The sequence below is a fragment of the Carboxylicivirga longa genome (assembly GCF_050589825.1).
GTDB lineage: Bacteria > Bacteroidota > Bacteroidia > Bacteroidales > Marinilabiliaceae > Carboxylicivirga > Carboxylicivirga longa.
The window spans coordinates 77064-92669 of the sequence record NZ_JBNGOZ010000020.1 but is presented as its reverse complement, the minus strand read 5'-3'; the positions used below and the strand labels follow the sequence as shown (position 1 = coordinate 92669).

The 15606-nt window shown below is 46.2% G+C and carries 9 protein-coding genes; 5 read left to right on the top strand and 4 right to left on the bottom strand.

Features of this window, described 5'->3' with window-relative positions:
- The first annotated feature begins 197 nt into the window (after positions 1 to 197).
- From ACRD7A_RS15495 to ACRD7A_RS15475, 5 genes are all read left to right on the top strand, one after another.
- Positions 198 to 1550: a TolC family protein gene (locus ACRD7A_RS15495; RefSeq protein ID WP_430812041.1), complete on the top strand. Its 1353-nt coding sequence runs from the start codon at positions 198 to 200 to the stop codon at positions 1548 to 1550.
- A 13-nt stretch (positions 1551 to 1563) separates the two neighbouring features.
- A complete protein-coding gene (locus ACRD7A_RS15490) occupies positions 1564 to 2682 on the top strand; it encodes an efflux RND transporter periplasmic adaptor subunit (RefSeq protein WP_430812040.1) in 1119 nt (372 codons plus the stop codon).
- A gap of 24 nt (positions 2683 to 2706) precedes the next feature.
- On the top strand, positions 2707 to 6114 hold the full coding sequence (locus ACRD7A_RS15485) for an efflux RND transporter permease subunit (protein ID WP_430812039.1): 3408 nt from the start codon (positions 2707 to 2709) through the stop codon (positions 6112 to 6114).
- Between the two features lie 294 nt (positions 6115 to 6408).
- Positions 6409 to 8658: a GH92 family glycosyl hydrolase gene (locus ACRD7A_RS15480; protein WP_430812038.1), complete on the top strand. Its 2250-nt coding sequence runs from the start codon at positions 6409 to 6411 to the stop codon at positions 8656 to 8658.
- A gap of 6 nt (positions 8659 to 8664) precedes the next feature.
- Entirely contained in the window at positions 8665 to 10290 is a 1626-nt protein-coding gene (locus ACRD7A_RS15475) for an endonuclease/exonuclease/phosphatase family protein (RefSeq protein WP_430812037.1), read from the top strand.
- Position 10291: 1 nt separating this feature from the next.
- On the opposite strand, the gene ACRD7A_RS15470 is transcribed toward ACRD7A_RS15475, so the two are convergent.
- From ACRD7A_RS15470 to ACRD7A_RS15455, 4 genes are all read right to left on the bottom strand, one after another.
- Positions 10292 to 11095, bottom strand: a complete 804-nt coding sequence (locus ACRD7A_RS15470; protein WP_430812036.1) for a DUF2797 domain-containing protein — start codon at positions 11093 to 11095, stop codon at positions 10292 to 10294.
- Positions 11096 to 11148: 53 nt separating this feature from the next.
- Positions 11149 to 12420: a peptidase U32 family protein gene (locus tag ACRD7A_RS15465; protein WP_430812035.1), complete on the bottom strand. Its 1272-nt coding sequence runs from the start codon at positions 12418 to 12420 to the stop codon at positions 11149 to 11151.
- A gap of 1 nt (position 12421) precedes the next feature.
- Positions 12422 to 14260: an LTA synthase family protein gene (locus tag ACRD7A_RS15460; protein ID WP_430812034.1), complete on the bottom strand. Its 1839-nt coding sequence runs from the start codon at positions 14258 to 14260 to the stop codon at positions 12422 to 12424.
- A gap of 106 nt (positions 14261 to 14366) precedes the next feature.
- Positions 14367 to 15467 carry a glycosyltransferase gene (locus tag ACRD7A_RS15455; RefSeq protein WP_430812033.1) on the bottom strand — a complete coding sequence of 367 codons (1101 nt, stop codon included), beginning with the start codon at positions 15465 to 15467 and terminating at the stop codon, positions 14367 to 14369.
- Positions 15468 to 15606 lie beyond the last annotated feature (139 nt).

Here is a 15606-nt window from a genome sequence, read left to right as displayed (position 1 = left end):
CTTTTATTTTGGCGGTATCCATGGCATTTTCTCATTAAGTTACAAAATTAAAACGCTATTGTAAACTACAGCCATAAAATAAAGAATTAATAAAAAAATAACACGAACCGTGGAAACCTATAAGTCATTTCAGGTTTCCTTAGTGGAATATTCATAATTTTATAGAATGGAATCAAACCAACATGAAACAGATAACTATGAAACACATTTGTGCATTGAGCATATTCATGCTGCTGCTCCCGATTAATTCAAAAGGGCAAAGCGACAGTTTGCAGCTGAGCCTGCAGGAGGCCATTGAATATGCCATGACTCATGCCTATGAAAAGGTGAATGCCGACTACGATGTTGAAGGGGCGCAAAAAAGGCTTTGGGAGAGCATTGCCCTGGGGCTGCCTCAGGTAAGCGGTTCAGCCGGCTACAACCATAACCCCGATTTACCGGTGTCCCTCTTTCCGGTGGAGATATTACCCCCCGACATGCGACCTCCCGGCAGTCAACCCGGCGATAAAGTACCCATCTCTTTTGCGCAGGCCTACGATGCCAATTATAGTATCTCGGTTAACCAGTTGATATTTGATGGCTCCTACATCGTGGGACTAAAGGCTGCCAGCGTTTTTAAAACCCTGCGCCAACAGCAGAGAGACAAAACAAGTATTGAGGTACGCAACATGGTGACACAAGCCTACTATCTGGCACTTACAGCGCGCGAAAATGTAACCACCTTTAAACGCAGCCTTGCGGTTAACGAGCGCACCCTAAAGGAGACCCGAGCCTACTTTAAAAATGGCTTTCGAGAGGAAACCGATGTGGTACAAATTGAGCTGATGATGAGCAACAGTAAGAGCCGTCTGCTGGAAGTGGAGCGCAGCTACAAAGTGGCATTGGCGGTACTTAAGTTTAGCATGGGTATGGATCTGACCCAATCCTTTATTCTCACCGAAAAGATGGAAAGTATACTGGCACCCACCTTGCTCAAGCATGATAATCCCGCCTTTAATGTGGAAAATCACATTGATTACAAGCTGGCCGACAGCGATGTATCAACCAAGAAACTGCTAATGCGACTGGAACAATCGCAATATCTGCCCAAGATTGAAGCCAACTACACTTACTCCAAATACGCATTTGGTGATGAATGGAACATATTCGATCAGGACTGGTTTCCCTCGCAGGTGATTGGCCTTAACTTGTCCATTCCCATTTTCACATCCGGCAGCCGTGCCGCAAAGGTAAAACAGGAGAAACTGAATTACCTTAAAGCACAGAACACACGCACCATGGTAACCGAAAACCTGACCAAGGATTTTTTAAATGCCAACACCACCCTTTCGACTAAGCGCGAGCAATTTGCCAACAGCCTTAAAAACAAAGAACTGGCCACACGTATTTATGATCTCAGCCTGATTAAGTTTCAAAAAGGTTTGATTAACAGCACGGAGCTGTCGCAAAACGAGTCTCAATACATAGAGGCTGAGTTGCGATATATCGAGTCTACACTGGCCTTGCTGCAAGCTCACATAGAACTACAAAAAATATTAAGTCAACTATAGAAGCGTATCACTTATGAAAGCACTATTTATACTTCCCCTTATCGCCCTACTATTTGCCTGTAGCAGTGCACCGGGCGATGAAGACCGAGAAGACAAACAAGCCTTGCTGGCACAATATAAAAACGACCTGAGCCAATTAAAAAAAGACATTGAGAAGCTGGAAAAAGAACTGGATGAGGGAAAACAAGAGCAGACGATTAAAGTAGTGGCAAGCACGGTGGAGCCGCGCCTGTATGAACACTTTGTGGACATCAGTGGTAAAGTGGAGGCCGATAAAAACATCATTATCAGTCCTGAAACCGCCGGTAAAATAATATCCATTGATGTGAAGGAAGGTGAACGCGTGCGCAAAGGTCAAGTGCTTGCACGGCTAAATACGGAGATGACAAAACGTGCACTGGCACAGGTTGAAATCAACCTTCAGCTGGCAACCACAACCTACGAGCGACAGGCTGACTTATGGCAGCAGAGCATCGGATCTGAGATGGAATACCTGCAAGCTAAATCCAACAAAGAGGCGCTGCAACAGCAGAAAGAAGCCTTACTGGCCCAGCTGGATCTGGCCATTATACGTGCCCCCATTGATGGTGTGGTAGACGACATCATTCAAAAACAAGGCGAAATGGCAAGTCCCCAGCAAGCCTTTGCCCGTTTGGTAAACATCAACCAGGTGTACATCAGCGCCGATGTATCGGAGATATACCTGCAAGCCGTGAATGCCGGTGATCGGGTGGCCATAGAGTTTCCGGTGATCAATAAAAATCTGGAGGCAAACATCTATCGGGCCTCATCGGTGATTGACCCCGCCAGCCGCACTTTTCGCGTGCGCATCAACCTGAACAATAACAATAACGAAATAAAGCCCAATATGCTGGCGGTGCTAAAGCTGCGCACGTTCAAAGCCGAAAATGCCATCATCGTACCCTCCATTCTGGTAAAAAAAGATTTTAGCGGCGAGTTTATTTTTGTGACTCAGGAGACGGATGGCCAGCTACGCGCTGCCAAGCGCTATATTAAAACAGGTATTAAAGACAATAACAACACCCTGGTAACCGATGGCCTCACTCCCGGCGATCAATTAATTACCAAAGGCTATGCACAAGTAGTTGACGGGGCAGCTATTGCTATTTAACTCATTCCCTAATAGGAAATATCCATGCAAGACAATACCCTAAAACATAAAGAAAAAGTGTCAACGCGGAAATTCAAACCCACGTTTTTGGCACTGGCCAATAAAAACACCATTTATATTCTCACCCTATTCCTGATTGTGGCCGGATGGATGGGTTACAATAGCATGCAGCGTGAGCTGTTTCCGGAAATTGTGGTTCCCTATATCTCGGTAAGTACTCCGCACCCCGGCAACAGTCCCCTGGACATAGAAAACCTCATCACCCGCCCCCTGGAGAAAGAACTGAAAGACCTCAATGGGGTGAAGAAGATGTCGTCCAACTCCTTTCAGGACATGAGCCTCATCATCGTGGAATTTGAGGCCGACGTGTCCGTCGATCAGGCCAAGCTGGATGTGAAAGACAAAGTGGACAAAGCCATTAGCGAACTACCCGACGACCTGATGGACGAGCCCATTGTGGATGATATTGACTTTTCGGAGTTCCCGGTACTGAACATTAACCTGTCGGGCGATTACAGCATTTACGAACTTAAAAAATTTGCCGAAGGCCTGCAGGATGATTTTGAGACCCTGCGCGAGGTGCGTGAGGCCGACATACGCGGGGTAGATGAGCGCGAGATAAAAATACATGCCAACCCACACCGAATGGCCGCCTACGACCTTACCTTCGACGACATAGAATTTGCCATAATAACGGAGAACTTCACCGTGGGTGCCGGCGAGATAAAGGTAGATGGTACCCGCCGCTCAATACGCGTGCAGGCCGACTACACCAACATGGATGAGATACGCAATACCATTGTAAAAGAGATTGACGGCCGCGCCATCCATATTAAGGATGTGGCCGAAGTGATTGATGGCTTTGAAGAACAAAGTACCATCTCACGCCTCGACCATAAATCGGTAGTCACCCTGTCCATCGTGAAGAAGAGCGGGCAGAATCTGCTGGATGCCACCGATAAAATCATGGCCATCATAAAAGAAAAGCAGCTCAGTGAAACCCTACCCCGCGACCTGACAGTGACGGTAACAGATGATCAATCGGTATTTGTACGCGACCAAATCAGTAACCTTGAAAACAGTATTCTGCTGGGTATGATATTCGTAATGATTGTTCTTTACATGTTTCTGGGGCTGCGCAACGCCATTTTTTCAGGACTGGCCATCCCCATGTCCATGATTATCTCCATGATGATATTGAAACAGATAGGCTACACCATCAACACCATGGTGCTTTTCAGCCTGGTATTGGCGCTGGGTATGCTCGTAGACAACGCCATTGTGGTAATCGAAAACGTATATCGCATGATGGAGCATGGTGTGAAACCTGAGAAAGCAGTTAAGAACGGTACCAGTGAAATTGCCATACCCATCATCTCCTCGACAGCCACCACGCTGGCTGCTTTCTTTCCGTTAGTTTTCTGGCCGGGTATAGTGGGCAAATTTATGAGCTACCTGCCCATTACCCTCATCATTGTACTTTCTTCCTCCCTATTTGTGGCATTGGTGCTCAACCCGGTATTTGCCGCCAAGTTTATGAAATTAGAGGATGTACGCGATAAAAAGAGCTTTCGCAGGCCTTTGCTCATCACCGGAGGAATTGCTGTGCCGGGCTTGCTGGCTTATCTTAGTGGTAGCTTGTTGTGGGGTAACTTGTTAATATTACCCCTAGCAATTACCCTGCTTAACAAATATGTCCTGAAACCCTCGGCCATACGATTTCAACACAACTTTTTACCCTTGCTGGAAAATATGTATGAAGCCACCCTGCGTAAGGCGCTGGGACGCAGAACCAGTAAACTTCTGATGTTCGGTTCTCTGCTCCTCTTCTTCTTTTCACTGTTTTTCTTTGGCATGATGAAGCCCAATGTGTACTTCTTTCCGGAGAATGAACCACGTACCATTTATATAACCATGGAGCTGCCACTGGGTACTGACATTGAGGTGACCGATCAGGTAACGGTAAATGCCGAAGATATACTATATGGCACCCTGGAGCCTTATATGGACATTGTAAAATCAGTAGGTGTGAGTGTAGGTACCGGTAAAGGAGGTCTGTTTGAGTCGGGACGATCGCCCAACAAGTCACTCACCACCATTACTTTTGTCGATTACCAGTATCGTAAGGGCCACAGTACACGCGACATCATGTCAAAACTATCTCAGGCCTTCGAGGGCTTTATCGGGGCAAAAATATTTATTGAGAAAGAGGAGAATGGACCGCCTGTGGGCAAACCCATTAATATTGAAGTTGCCGGTGACGATTACGAGCGTCTGATTGCCCTTACCGAGAGCATACAACAAACCATTGATGATGACCATATTGCCGGCATTGAGAATCTGGAAATGGATTTAAACACCAATAAGCCTGAGATGCAGCTTTTTATCGATCGTGATAAAGTAAGACGCATGGGGTTATCTACTCAGCAAGTGGCTATGGCGCTTCGTACCTCATTGTACGGTAAAGAGATAAGTAAATACAAGGATGGGGAGGACGAATATGATATAATGCTGCGCCTACAGGACCGTTTCCGCTACGATGTTTCCACCCTGATGAACCAAAAGATGAAAGTGGACAAGAACGGTAACGTGAGCCTGATACCCATTTCTGCCGTTGCCGATTACGAATATGCTTCTACCTACGAAAAGATTATTCGCATTGACAATACGCGCGTGATCACCCTTAGCTCAAATGTGGTGGAAGGCTATAATGCCAATGCCATCAACGCCCGCATCAAGCAAGTACTATCGGACTACCCCATGCCGGCTAACTACACCTGGAAAATGACGGGTGAGCAGGAAAGCCAGCAAGAGACCTCTGATTTTTTGGCCGGTGCACTGCTCTTTGCCCTGGCCCTTATCGCCATGATCCTGATCACACAATTTAACTCCGGGGCCAAACCATTGATCATTATCGGCACGGTAGGTCTAAGTACCATTGGGGTGTTCATGGGGCTGGGTACTTTTCAAATGGACTTCATCATTCTAATGACAGGCGTGGGCATTGTTTCACTGGCCGGTATAGTAGTGAACAACGGCATTGTGCTGATTGATTACATTGACCTGGTGCGTGGCCAAATGAAAGATGAAAAAGGCCTGGGCAAGCATGGACGCCTCAACCGTGAAGAAGAATTAGAGGGCGTTATCCGTGCCGGCAAAACGCGTTTACGGCCTGTACTGCTAACTGCCATCACCACTGTACTGGGACTAATACCCATGGCCATAGGCCTCAACTTTGATTTCTTTGGTTTATTCACCGAGCTGGATCCGAAAATTTACTTCGGTGGCGATAATGCTGATTTCTGGTCACCCATGGCATGGACCGTCATATTTGGCTTAAGCACATCAACCGTGCTTACACTGATTATGGCACCCGTAATGTATAACCTGGCTGTGCGTGTGCGCAACCGCCTTGTGAAAGAGAAGTCATAAGACCTCTTTTCACGGTACAGCCTGCAATAAAATGAGTGGAATAAGACAATAATGTGCATAAACATGAAGCGGGTAGCAAATGGTACATCAAAATTTTAAGGCACACCACAATACTCTGCAAACTTAGGCTATTTTTGTAGTACAAATGTACAATCTAAGGGTAAACACATTCTGTCAGGTTCGCACTTATCCATAACATCGTGCTAATAGTCAAATAGCTACAGCTTTCTAAGTAAAACCGGTGCGTTTGAGGAAATAAGATTATACCTTTAAATTGCATGCAAAGCAATGATTATGAACAAATTTATCTCTTTTTTATTTGTGGTATTGTCGGCTGCTGTGCTGCGTGCACAAGCGCCTGCCACCTATGTAAACCCCTTTATTGGCACCACCAATTACGGGGCCACTTATCCGGGTGCTGTCGTGCCCCATGGCATGGTATCCGTAGTGCCCTTTAATGTTACACCGCACAAGGGCAATGAATACTCCAATACCGACAGTTGGTGCAGCAACCCCTATGTGTATAACAACGAGTGGATGACCGGTTTCACTCATGTTAACCTGAGCGGTGTAGGATGTCCTGAACTGGGCAGCATTGTGGTAATGCCCACCAGTGGTGAACTCAATGTGGATGTGGATCAGTATGGCACCACGTTAAGCGATGAAAAGGCCTACCCGGGCTTTTATTCAGCCAAATTAAACCGCTACAACATCGATGCGGAGGTTACTGCTACCATGCGATCAGGCATCAGCCGTTTTACCTTTCCCGAGGGTAAAGCCAACATACTGGTAGATTTAGGTCACGGTCTTACCAATGAGTCAGGCGCACATATCAAACGTGTTTCTGAAAATGAAATTGAAGGTTATAAATTGATGGGTACCTTTTGCTACAACCCACAGGCTGTAATGCCCGTTTATTTTGTGGTACGCATCAAGCGTGATGCCCTGCAAAGCGGCTACTGGAAATTTCAGCAACGCCTGGCGGGAGCCCGTCATAACTGGAGCGCCACGAGCGATACTTATAAGCTCTATACCAAATACAACAAAGAGCTGTCGGGCGAAAAAATTGGCGCCTACTTTTCATTTGATGCCGAGGCCGGAGAGCAGGTAGAAGTTCAGGTGGGAGTTAGTTACGTGAGCATTGAGAATGCACGCGAAAACCTGGATGCCGAACAAACCAATCTGTCCTTTGAGCAGATTAAAGAGCAAGCCTTTAACACATGGAACGATGCCCTGAAGGTGATTGAGGTAGAAGGAGGCAGTGACGATGACAAAACCATGTTCTACACTGCCCTGTATCATTTACTGCTGCACCCCAACGTATTGCAGGATGTGAACGGTCAATATCCCGCGATGGAATCGGATGCCATCCTGTCGGTGGATAACCAAAACCGCTATACTGTATTCTCGCTATGGGATACCTACCGCACTGTACACCCTTTGATTTCGCTTCTTTATCCCAACAAGCAGCTGGATATGGTGCGTAGCATGGTGGATATGTATAAAGAAAGCGGATGGTTACCCAAATGGGAGATCTACAGCCGCGAATCACACGTAATGGAAGGCGACCCGGCACTTATTGTGATTGCCGACACCTACCGCCGTGGACTTACCGACTTTGATGTGGAAACAGCGTACGAAGCCATGCTGAAGCATGCCAACACTACAGATGGCAACTTCATTCGCCATGATAATGCCTTTTATCTGGAGAATCACTACATCCCCTTCCTGAAAGACTACGATAACTCAGTGTCGCAAGCCCTGGAACTTTATGTGGCCGACTATAACCTGGCACTGATGGCCAACGAAATGGGCGACAAAGCTACTTATAAAAAAGCCTATCAGCGCTCCATGGGTTATAAAAAATACTTCGACAAAGACCACAAGCTCTTACGCCCCCTGGAGAAGGATGGTTCTTTTATGGAAGGCTTTGATCCCCTGCAGGGCGAAAATTTCAAACCCGTGCATGGTTTTCACGAAGGTACATCGTGGCAGTATTCATTTGCCGTGCCTCATGATATTAAGGGTCTAACACGATTGATGGGTGGCAAGCATAAGTTTGTTCATCAACTTAATAAATGCTTTAGAGACAGCCTTTTTGATATGAGTAACGAGCCCGACATGGGCTACCCCTATCTGTTTAACTATGCCGATGGCGAAGAGTGGCGCACACAAAAGCAGGTACACGATTGCATCCGCCGCTATTACAAGAATGCACCCGACGGACTGCCCGGCAATGACGATACCGGTACCTTATCGGCATGGTTGATTTACAGTATGATGGGAATATACCCTGTATGCCCGGGCGACATGAATTACACACTGTCAAGCCCCGTTTTTGATAAGGTAACCATCCATCTGAATAAAGACGTGTATCAACAGGATAAGATTGTTATTGAGGCCGATCGCAAGTCGCCCAACGACATTTACATCAAAGATATTGAGGTGAATAACAGGCCTTACAACCGCTATTTCATCACGCATCAGGATCTGATTAAACTGGGACATATCAAATATAAACTGGGAGCAACACCCAAATTATAAACACTAATGAAACTACGAAGCCTGCTTTTATTGATAATACTCCCGGGACTAATGCTGTCGTGTACTGATGAAGATCGCAGCCTATCGGTGATGAGCTTCAATATACGCTACGACAATCCGGATGATGGCGCTCAGGCCTGGGAAAAACGCAAACCTCTCGTGGCTGCCTTCCTGAAAGAGCAAGCGCCTGACATCATAGGCTTCCAGGAAGCATTACACCATCAGTATGAGCAGCTTCAACACCTTTTGAGCGCCTACAACTCTGTGGGTGCCGGAAGGGATGATGGCAAGGAAAAAGGTGAGTATGTGCCGGTGTTCTATCGTAAAGATAAATATGAGCTACTGGCCTCCTCCCATTTCTGGCTATCAGAAACTCCCGAGCAGGCGGGCTCTAAGAGTTGGGGTGCTGCACTGCCACGCATCGTTACCTGGCTGCAGCTTAAAGACCGCAACAGCGGCTATATCTTCTATGTTTTTAACACACATTTCAGCCATGTGAGTGCCCATGCCCGCAACGAGAGTGCCGTGTTACTGCTTCACAAAATAAGAACCATTGCCGAATCGGCACCCGTGATATTAACAGGCGATTTTAATGCACCGGCCAGCGAACGCATGTTTACCTCCCTTACTAACAACTGGGAGGATTACGATCAGCTGAGCGACAGCCGCAGTCTAACTGTGGGTACTGAAGCCCCAATGACACCTACCTTCAATGGCTTCAGCACCCAAACAACACCCATTGCCATCGACCATATCTTTGTCAATGGTTTCTTCGATGCAGAATCCTTCACCACCCACGAAGTGATTAAGGATGGCACTTTCATCTCCGATCATTATCCCATCACGGCACGGCTTTCATTCAGGATGAATCAACGTGATGCGCGGGGCGAGTCGAAAACACTGATGCAACGACTGCGCACACCGTTCCTGAATACAGGCGAGCTCTGTTTTTATGATTCCCTGCTTATTGACATCCGCCCACAAGGATCAGAAACGGTCATTTATTACACACTGAACGGAGCCCTTCCGGATGATAGTACTGCCCAAAAGTATGTACGCCCTTTCTACCTCAAAAAGAGTGCTACGCTGCGCATTAAAGCCTTTGCCGAGGGTATGTTTCCATCGCCCGTCAGTCAGCACATACTTATTAAACGCAAAGCTCAAAAGGCAAAACTGATAAATGTGGTACCGGCGGCAGACGCTAAATACCAATCAGAGGGATACAGAGCCTTGTTTGATTGTCGACCTGGCAATAGCAATGTGCTTAATGATGGCTCCTGGTGCGGTTTTAACGGCACCGACACCGACTTTCTGTTTGAACTACCTCAGCGCGGCAACATCAGTGAGGTATATATATCCTGCCTGTCGCAGCCGGCAATGTGGATTGCCACGCCAGCACGTCTGGAGATAAAAACATCCAATGACGGCCTCGCTTATCAGGTGGTAGCAGCACAAGACTACCAACCTCAGTTTAATGAGTCGATAAGAGCGCATCAGGTAATGCATCTTCCAATGAACACTCGCGCACGCTATGTGAAGATTTCTGTTTATAATGCAGGATTACTACCACCAGGGCACAGCGCCCAGGGCAACCCTTCATGGACATTTATTGATGAAATAGTACTCCAGTAAATTAATCCACACTCAAACGCACAAGATAGCCACTGTGCTTGCGAATATTAAGCACGCGATCATTATCCATCAGCAGATACTGTCCCTTTATACCTTTAAGCGTACCCGTAACCTTTGCCGCCTTATCAAAGCTTAAGGTCTGGGGCTTTTGTGGATAGGCTTCCACAGGATAGTTCAGCTGCCACACACGATCATCGGCCTCGGCATATTGCTGAAGCTCCAGTGGCAATAATTCAACAGCACGGTGTTTCTCTGCCACGATATCCACATCGGTAACCTGCTCGTTTTTGAGCATGCTGCGCCAATTGGTTTTATCGGCATAATAATTTTTAAGCGCCACCTCCATCACACCGGCAATATGACGATTGGGCACACGCGCTATCACCACTGCACTGGACGCACCCTGATCAATCCAACGGGTAGGCACCTGTGTCTCCCGCGTTATACCCACCTTAATACCCGATGAAAGGGCCAGATATACATAATGAGGTATTAGGCAATGCTGCTGAGCAAAATTCATATCACGTGCCTCCCCCAGGTGCGCACGGCATAGTTCGGGTTTTAAAACACATTCCTCGGCCTGCGGTGCCGTCTGAAAACAATTATAACAGAAACCCTGGGCAAAGGATTTTGAAGTTTTCTTTCCACAAGCCACACAGTTAATCTGCTGCTGATAATGCAAGGTAATGGACTTTCCGATAAGCTCATTCATATCAATCAGCTCATCGCCCAGCTTCAGCTGATAATTAACCACACCTTCCGCAATGCAGCTTTTCATCTTTAACAAGTTACCCTGTGCTTCCATCCTTATGCTCGTTTTATATCTTCAATTTCATCAATAACAATCTATCCTCTTGCCTATTGCAAGTCATCGTTTTTAACCGGCACCAACTTATAGAGTTTATCCGAACGACGTATTTTTTGCGCAATCTTAAAACTAAAGCGCTCCCCCTTCACCGTCTCTTCCACCGACTTAAGGTCTACCCTTATTTCAGGCACTGTCATCTGAATAACGCCGGTGGTAGGACCGGTTATCAGTATCTCATCACCAGCTTTCAGTGATTGCGTCTCCATCAGGAACTCAGCTACCTGCAGCTTGGGAAAGTAATTCATGCCTTTGCCAATGTAAATCTTTTTCTTGGTAGCCCGCGAGCCGTAGTTATGACTCCATTCGCCCAACTTCTGCCCCATGTAATAACCATCCCAAAAACCACGGTTAAACACCTCCGACAGACGCGCATCCCAGGCTTTTATTTTAGTATCCCCGTAAGAGCCGTCGAGTACTGCCTCAATGGCTTCGTTGTAACACTCACATACTGTTTTCACATACTCGGCCGATCGGGCACGTCCCTCAATCTTGAACACACGCACACCGGCATCCATCATCTTATTCAGAAAATGAATCGTTTTTAAGTCCTTGGGCGACATAATATACTCATTCTCCAGATCCATCTGTCGTCCCGATTCCTTTTCTGTAACGGTATAACCACGGCGGCAGGGTTGCAGACAGGCGCCCCGGTTAGCCGATGAGTTTAGCTGATGAAGACTGATATAACACTTACCGGAGGTAGCCATACACAAGGCACCGTGGGCAAACATCTCAATCTGTATCAACTCGCCCTTAGGGCCTCTGATGTCCTCTTCAACAATGGCCTGATGAATGGCCTTCACCTGATTCATATTAAGCTCACGTGCCAGTACCACCACATCGGCAAAATGACTGTAGAACTTGAGTGTTTCGACATTGGAAATATTTACTTGTGTTGAAATGTGCACTTCCACACCCTTGTTATGTGCATAGTTGATGGCTGCCTGATCAGAGGCTATCACTGCCGTAACACCTACTTCTTTGGCCACATCAATGATCTCGCGCATGGTTTCCAGCTCTTCATTGAAGATCACCACATTCACCGTAAGGTAAGTTCGAATATTATTTTCGTTGGCAATCTTAACCAGCTGACGCAGGTCATCATTGGAAAAGTTATGAGACGATCGCGAGCGCATGTTTAACTGCTCAATACCAAAATATATCGAATCGGCTCCTCCCTGTATGGCTGCCTGCAGCGACTCATAAGAGCCCACGGGTGCCATAATTTCAAAATCTCCTCTTGTTAAATGCAGATGACTCATCTTATCTGTTTTTCGAATCCTTATACAATACTTGCAAGTACGCTTTGGCCTTTAAACTATCAGCTGGCGTATGCACTCCTTCCATTTTAATAAAACGCTTCAGTCCATTGCTATAGGCCTGATATTTATCTCCTTCAACCAGTGCCATGCCATTGCCAGGCAAGGCAAAAAAGGCAAATCCACTACCTTGCTGATCCAGAATATTCTTGCTGAAAAGCATATCACCGGCTTCTATATTTAGTTGAGAAAGTAGTGTCATAGCCATATCAGTCTGCGATCCAACCTTATCAATAAGCGTATCCTGCACAGCCAGTGCACCGCCCGTCCACAGCATCGGGATGTGATAATAGGCCTGTTCATCACCGCTGAGCTTTTCAGGACCGGGAACACCATGATCGGCCAATAACACAAATAAAGTATTGTCCCATAAACCACGCTCCTTCACGGCATCAAAGAAAGCTCCCAGGCAGGCATCGGTGTAAGCCACTGAGTTGTGATAATCGTTGTCAAACTTACGTTCCATAGGCACTACAAAAGGCTCGTGACTGCTTAGCGTAAAGAAAAACTTGAAGTAAGGCGATGCCGATTCGGCCATCTCATCCAACAGGCGGTCGAACACATATTCATCGTGCACACCCCATTTTTCCCCCTGATAGGCGGCCGGAAAATCATCAATGGTAATTACCTCCTCAAAGCCAGCCTGCTTCACAAACGAATTCATATTTTTAAACTTGATATCGCCACCATACAGATAAGAAAGTTCCTTATAGCCGGCCTGTTTCAGTTTGGCGGGTAAAAATGGCAGGGAGGCTGTTTTCTCAGGAAAACGTATGATGGAATAGGAAGGCAGCACCTGATAACCCGCCATGGCCGCCACCAATCCCTTATCGGAGCGGTTGGCCGCAGCATAAATATTGTTGAACAATACCCCTTGGGACACCAGATCGTTGAAATTAGGTGTTACGTCAGCTCCCCCCAGCGACCCTATCACATGGGCAGCAAAGCTTTCCAACAGGATAACCACCACATTGGGACGCTCACCCTTTATCAGGCGCGGATAATCGCCTGCGGGCTTCATCATATCCTTAAAAATTACTTCAGCCTTCTCATCGGGCATAAAGTGATAGGCAATTTTTGTGGCATCCATCTTCTTCATGGAATACGCCAGGTTCCAGGCCGGGTTAATGGCCGTTTGATTGGCAAAGCGATGAGATGAAAAATAGGCCACCCCGGTATTGATGGGGGCTACACCAAAACTACCACGAATGGGAATAATCAGAAGAGCCGCCGAAAAGAGCACCACTAAAAAAGATACTGCCCACTGCCTCATGGACAGTCGTTGGGATGATACCGGTAACACACTTGCCACCATGCGATTATAGGCTTTAATACCAGCAGCCACTATGCCGATACTGATCAAAACGAAAAGAACTGCTTCGTACCATTTCAGGTTGGCCATAACAAGATGGGGCGTACGCAGAAAACTTAATGCTTCCAAATCAATGTGACGTCCCCAGTAAGAGAACAGGTTGATATCGGCCAGTAGAAAGATGATCATAAGACCAATCAATGGGTATGACAAGTAATCGATGCAGCGAAAACAAAATTTACGCGTAACAAGCAGAGCCACCAACTGTGTAAGTACAGCAAGAACCATCAGGTAGCCAGCAAAGGAACTATCGAGGCGCACTGCCACCATAAAGGATTTTAAGATACTACCCACTGTGGCATCGTGCATATAGCTTGCATTAAACAGCACAAACAAAACTTTTAATACGCTGAATAATAAGATCCAGAAGAAAAATAACCTGAAATATTTTTGAATATACTGCTTTATCATCTTAACGATATATTTACCGAATCAACAACTTATACTTTCGACCTGCAAAAATAAGCAGATGATTGAATATGTGAGGTAAAAAAGGCGTTGAAGTGTAAAAATCCTCTTATTTACTTTGCTTTACGATCAGTTGTTCCAAGTGTTCTTCCAGGCTGTTCACCATGGTATCCACCGAAAAGTTAAGCTTCATATGCTCCTGCGCATTAAGTCCAATCGCATCCAGATCCTCATATTCTAGAAGCTTGAGAATACCCTGAGCCAATGCCTTGCTGTCGCCCGGAGGAACAATACATCCGTGGTCGGGATCATTCATTAACTCTTCTACGCCATTCACACGTGTGCTCACTGCCGGAGTTCCGTGCGCCAAAGCCTCCATTAAAGCATTGGGCATTCCCTCGTAGAGAGAAGATAAAACAAAAATATCGGCCACCTGCAATAGGGCGGGCACATTATTCTGAAAGCCAATCATGTGAATACGATTAGACAAACCGGCACTTTCAATCTGCTGCTTTAAAGCTTGCTCCAAACGACCTTGTCCGGCAATCAAAAAATGGGTATCCGGTGTGTGCCCAAGCACATAGCTGGCAGCATCGATCAAATACTCAAAGCCTTTTTGCTTTGCCAGGCGACCGGTGGATAATATGATTTTGGTTCCGGCGTGACGCTTGATACCAATTGCCTCCAGATCAAAAGCTGTATTTGTTGCCTGACCAATGGGGATGCCATTATAAATTACTTTCACATAGTCGTCGCTCCACCAGCCATAGCTGTCATACTCCTTTTTAATGGACTGTGTATTGGTAATAATACCATCGCAAAAGGGCTTAAAAGTCCATTTGTACTTTTTTGTGTTACGCATCAACTGTACACCCTGGCGACTGATGACAAGAGGCCCCTTCAGTAATTTTGAGATACATCCGGCCACGCGAACATCCTTATTTTGGCAGGCTACTATAATGTCAATGGCCTCCTTTTTAAAGACAGATGCTATTTGAATGCCTCCCAGCAAACTGATATCGGTGTACACACTGAAATTAACAACCGGTAAGCTACCGGACTTGGCCCGGTGTTCCAGAACAGAATTTTTACGACAACCAATCAATACATGATGTCCTCTTTTCATTAATTCCTGCGCTGCAAGCACCATCCATTTTTCGCCACCTCCCCACTTGTGCTTACCAATAGAATTAATAAATAGTATTTTCATCAAAAGATTGCTGCTTAATAAATTACCGACAGGAATCGATAACTAGATTTACATAATTCGCACGAAGATAGTCTTTTAATCGTAAACGAGAAAAAGTTTGAACCTGCTTGAATATTTGTTTTACCTTTGCTGGCGATCA